Origin of the sequence: Streptomyces alkaliterrae (genome assembly GCF_007097205.2) — a bacterium.
Taxonomy (GTDB): domain Bacteria; phylum Actinomycetota; class Actinomycetes; order Streptomycetales; family Streptomycetaceae; genus Streptomyces; species Streptomyces alkaliterrae.
This window is the reverse complement of sequence record NZ_VJYK02000383.1, coordinates 1-4,546: the sequence shown is the minus strand read 5'-3', so window position 1 is coordinate 4,546 and position 4,546 is coordinate 1. Positions and strand designations below refer to the sequence as shown.

General features: G+C 64.8%; 3 protein-coding genes and 3 pseudogenes. 3 read left to right on the top strand and 3 right to left on the bottom strand.

Going from position 1 to position 4,546, the window contains the following annotated elements; translation table 11 throughout:
• From FNX44_RS29225 to FNX44_RS24145, 3 genes are all read right to left on the bottom strand, one after another.
• A partial coding sequence (locus FNX44_RS29225; protein WP_228450171.1) for a hypothetical protein occupies positions 1 to 189 on the bottom strand: 189 nt, incomplete at its 3' end.
• A gap of 22 nt (positions 190 to 211) precedes the next feature.
• Positions 212 to 739 (bottom strand): hypothetical protein, encoded by a 528-nt coding sequence (locus tag FNX44_RS29220; RefSeq protein ID WP_228450170.1) that lies wholly within the window; start codon positions 737 to 739, stop codon positions 212 to 214.
• Positions 740 to 1,037: 298 nt separating this feature from the next.
• Positions 1,038 to 1,247 carry a C40 family peptidase gene (locus tag FNX44_RS24145; protein WP_143651045.1) on the bottom strand — a complete coding sequence of 70 codons (210 nt, stop codon included), beginning with the start codon at positions 1,245 to 1,247 and terminating at the stop codon, positions 1,038 to 1,040.
• A gap of 147 nt (positions 1,248 to 1,394) precedes the next feature.
• Here FNX44_RS24145 and istA point away from each other — a divergent pair.
• The 3 pseudogenes from istA to FNX44_RS24130 form a co-directional block, all read left to right on the top strand.
• Positions 1,395 to 3,030 (top strand): annotated as a pseudogene (gene istA, locus FNX44_RS24140) (IS21 family transposase).
• Positions 3,027 to 3,767 (top strand): annotated as a pseudogene (gene istB / locus FNX44_RS24135) (IS21-like element helper ATPase IstB). The pseudogenes istA and istB overlap by 4 nt, the downstream one beginning before the upstream one ends.
• Positions 3,768 to 3,920: 153 nt before the next feature.
• Positions 3,921 to 4,546: pseudogene (locus tag FNX44_RS24130) on the top strand (glutathionylspermidine synthase family protein); the annotation flags it as partial.

Sequence of the window (4,546 nt, the reverse complement as noted above, 5' to 3'; positions counted from 1 at the left end):
CCAATCCAGGGTGAAGACCCATCGCTCGTCCGGACGACCTTGCCGTTTCACAGTGATCCAGTACGTCAGTGTCACACTGCGATTGAGATGGTGGTCGACTGAGAGGTCGGTGATGTCAAACGTGACCGCGCCGTCACCGGTGGTGTACGAACGTGCCAGAGCCTGCTCAGCGGGTGTCTCAGCGGTCATGTTTGCCTCGGGCCTTTCGTCGTCAGCACGCGGCTCCAGCCTGGCCTTCGGCGAGGCTGGCTTCTGCGGCAGGCTTTTTGTTGACAGTGTAGGCGGTCAATAGGTCGCCCACGCCGGCAGGTGTGCCGATGAGAGTGCGAAACTTCTCTTCAGGCGGGCAGGTGTTCGAGTAGGAGGAATAGCCTCCGCGTCCATTGGGGAGACCGGACCATATTGCGGCACGTATTCTCTTGTCCATCGTTTTGTTCCAGCCGTGGCGCTTCTTGATGTGCTTCCAGCCCCACCTCGCGGTTCCACAGCGCAGTGTGTACTTGGCGGGGCCGCGAAAGTACTCGCGAACGACGTAATTTCGCTCTTTGCGCTTGCATGTTTCGCCGATTTTTCCGACGGGGATTTGATTGGTTGCCTCGATCGGATAGTCAGAGGGTGTGGCTATTTCACTTGTGGTGATTTCGTCTGCTGTTTCGAAGGATTCCGTGGCGGAGGCGGAGCTAGTCGCCGGGTATAGTAGAGCCGACGTGGTGATAGCGGCGGTTACTATCGCCTTCACCGTGTTTGAATATTGCGTCATTAGATCCCCCTTCATGGAAGGCGCCTCCGTGGTCGGCGGAGACGTGAAGTCGAACGTCTCGTACGTTATCAACTCGCTACGGGGTGTGGGCTGAGTGGACTAGCTTTCCTGTGTGACGGTGGACACGTCGTGAGCCTTGCATGTCTCTTTAACATCCCAGTGTTTGACGTGGCGTCAGCATTTTGCGAACGCGTGTCGGCGCGGGCTCACCCCGCGCGTAGGTTGACTTCCCGGTCACCTCCTGGCGTGTTGTCGAAGACATTGGAGAATGGCCGAGTTAAGGCTTCCCTTCAGGGAGAAAGTGGCGTATAGCCCAGGGGAACTGAGCCCAGTACGTGCCAGGGGCCACGATGACTTCCTCGACGTTCTTCCCTGTTCGTGGTGCGTGGATCATCTTGTTGCTGCCGATGTACAGACCGACGTGGCCCCAGTTCCCGTCGTTGTTGAACACGATCAGATCGCCTGGCCGAATCCGGTCCTTCGACATGCTGGCTTTATCGAGCAGTAGCGACGTCACCTGTCGATGGGTTTGGGAGGCGCCCTGTTCCACGGATGGGTGATGTCGACGAGTTTGGGAGGCGCTGGGGTTCTTGCCAGGGCAGCATCGGGATGCTCCTGGTGAAAGGTGCTGGTCATGCCGCGGATGTCGAAGGTCGAGCTGTACGCGGCGATCCGGCGTGACCACCGTGGCGGCATGTCGATGCGGGAGCTTGAGCGTAAGCACGGTGTGACGTGGCGGACGGTGCGGAAGGCGTTGGACTCGTCCTGGCCGGAGCCGCGCAAGAAGCTGCCGCCGCGGGCGACCGGAGTGGACCGCAACAAGCCGGTGATCGACGAGATCCTGCGGGCGGACCTGGACGCGCGCCGCGCAAGCAGCGGCACACGGTCACCCGGATCTTCCACCGGCTGGTCGAGGAACACGGCGCCGACGTTTCCTACGGGATGGCCGCTACTACGTCGCAGCCCGGAAGCCCGAAATCCTGGTCGAGTCGGGCAAAGCCCCGCTGGAGGCGTTCGTCCCCCAGACCCACCAGCCCGGTCACGAGGCGGAGGTCGACTTCGGCGACGTCACGATCCGCCTCGCCGGCGAGCTGGTGACCTGCTACCTGTTCTCCTTCCGCCTGTCGTATTCCGGCAAGGCCGTCCATCGCGTGTTCGCGTCCTGCGGCCAGGAGGCGTTCTTCGAAGGCCACGTCCACGCGCTGCGGACGCTGGGCGGGGTCCCGCGAACCAAGGTCCGCTACGACAACCTCAAGGCGGCCGTCGCCCGCGTGCTCGGGCTGAGCCGGGCGAGGGTGGAGACGGACCGGTGGATCGCGTTCAAGTCGCACTACGGCATTGAAAGCTTCTACTGCCGCCTGGGCATCGAGGGCGCCCACGAGAAGGGCGGCGTCGAGGGACAGATCGGCTACTTCCGCCGCAATCACTTCGTCCCGGTTCCCGAGGTGTCCTCGCTCGCCGAGCTGAACGAGATGGTCGAGCAGTGGGACCGGCAGGACGACGCCCGCCGGATCGGCTCCAGATCCCGGACCATCGCCGAGGACTTCGCGCTCGAACGACCACTGCTGATGCCGTTGCCGGAGGAGCCGTTCGAGACAGGGCGGCTGTTCACGCCGCGGGTCGACCGCTATGGCCAGATCCCGGTCCGCACGAACCGCTACTCGGTCCCCATCCGGCTGATCGGCAAACGGGTAAGGGTCATCCTTCACGCCTCTCACCTGGTGGTTTACGACCAGAACGTGGAAGTGGCCCGGCACGAACGACTGATCGCCAAAGGGTGCCGTCCGCCTGGATCTGGACCACTACCTGGAGGTCCTGGTCCGCGCAAGCCCGGGCGCCTTCCCCGGCTCGACCGCTCTCGAACAGGCCCGTTCGGCGGGCAGGTTCACCCCGATCCACGACGCCTGGTGGACCCAGGCCATGAAGATCCACGGCGAGCGGGACGGCACCCGCGCGCTCATCGAGGTGCTGCTACTCGGACGCCACATGACGCACGAACATGTCGTCGCCGGCCTGGCCGCAGCCCTGCGGGCCGGGGCCATGACCGCGGATGCGGTCGCGCTGGAGGCCCGCAAGGCCGCCAGGCCGAGACCGCACCGGGTGCCCGGACCCTCGGCCAGCCGCCGGCGACGGTGACGTTCCTGCACGAGTGGCGACTCGCGCATCTTCCGCCGGACACCAGGCCGCTGCCCTCGGTGCCTCACTACGACCAGTTGCTCCGACGCCGCCGCACCAGCGGCAGCGGCCACCGTGAGGGAGAAGCGCAGTGACCATGCCCCGACAGCGAGGCTTGACCGAGCAGGCCGCCGACGCCGCAATCGACTCCGCCTGCTGCGGCTGCCGTCGATCCGCAACGAGTTCTCCGACATCGCCGACCGGGCGATCAAGGACCAGATGACCTACCGCGGCTTCCTCGCCGAACTACTGATGGCCGAGTGCGACGACCGGGCCCGCCGCCGCTCGGAGAGGCGGATCAAGGCAGCCGGCTTCCCGCGGGAGAAGTCCCTGCGGTCCTTCGACTTCGACGCCAACCCGAACATCGACCCGGCCACCATCCACACCCTCGCCAGCTGCGAATGGATCAAGAAGAGCCAGCCGCTCTGCCTGATCGGCGACTCCGGCACCGGCAAGTCCCACATGCTCATCGGCCTGGGAACCGAGGCCGCGATGAAGGGCTACCGCGTCCGCTACACCCTCGCCACCAAGCTGGTGAACGAGCTGGTCGAGGCCGCGGACGAGAAGCAGCTGAACAAGACCATCGCCCGCTACGGCCGTGTCGATCTGCTCTGCATCGACGAACTTGGCCACATGGAACTCGACCGTCACGGCGCCGAACTCCTCTTCCAGGTCCTGACCGAACGCGAGGAGAAGAACAGCGTCGCGATCGCCTCCAACGAGTCGTTCGGCGGCTGGAGCAAGACGTTCACCGCCCCCCCGCCTCTGCGCGGCCATCGTCGACCGACTCACCTTCAACGGAACCATCATCGAGACCGGCACCGACTCCTAGCGCCTCGCCAGCACCCGAGCCTGAACCGAACAACCCGCAGCGGGCTGACCCCTGAAACCGCTGGACTGCTGGTCAGGGCACCTGTCAGGCTCCGCCTCGTGGAGATACTTGATGTCCTGACCAGCATGGCGAAGACAGGTCGGCTGGGCCCGGGTCGCCGAGTCTTGGCGTTGGCGAGTCGAACTCCCTTCCCTCTACGGCCGCTTCGACCTCCACTACGATGGCCGAGGCGCGGCCAAACTGCTGGAGTACAACGCCGACACACCCACCTCCCTGGTCGAAGCCGCCTCCCCGCAGTGGTTCTGGATGGAGGAACGCTTCCCTGGTGCCGACCAGTGGAACTCCCTCCACGAGCGCTTGGTGGATGCCTGGCGCGTCCAGGCCGAGCTGCTCCCGCCCGGCGCCCCGGTCCACTTCGCGCACTCCTGGGACGACGAGATGGGCGAGGATCTGATGACGGTCGCCTACCTTCAGGAAGCCGCTGAGCAGGCCGGCCTGGAGACGGTGTCGATCGCCATGGAGGAGATCGGCTGGGACCGCCTGTCCGGCCGCTTTGTCGATCAACGCCTGCGCTTCATCCGCTCGTGTTTCAAGCTCTACCCGTGGGAGTGGATGGTCGAGGACCGCTTCGCCCCACAGGTACTGGAAACCCTCGACAACGGCGGCGGCAGCGGCAGCACGCTCTGGATCGAGCCCGCCTGGAAAATGCTGCTGTCGAACAAAGCACTACTCGCGATCCTCTGGGAGATGTTCCCCGGCCACCCCAACCTTCTCCCCGC

What these genes read in the sequence shown, in the direction of transcription:
- FNX44_RS24145 (WP_143651045.1), bottom strand. Translation starts at nt 1,247, where the DNA reads ATGTCGAAGGACCGGATTCGGCCAGGCGATCTGATCGTGTTCAACAAC.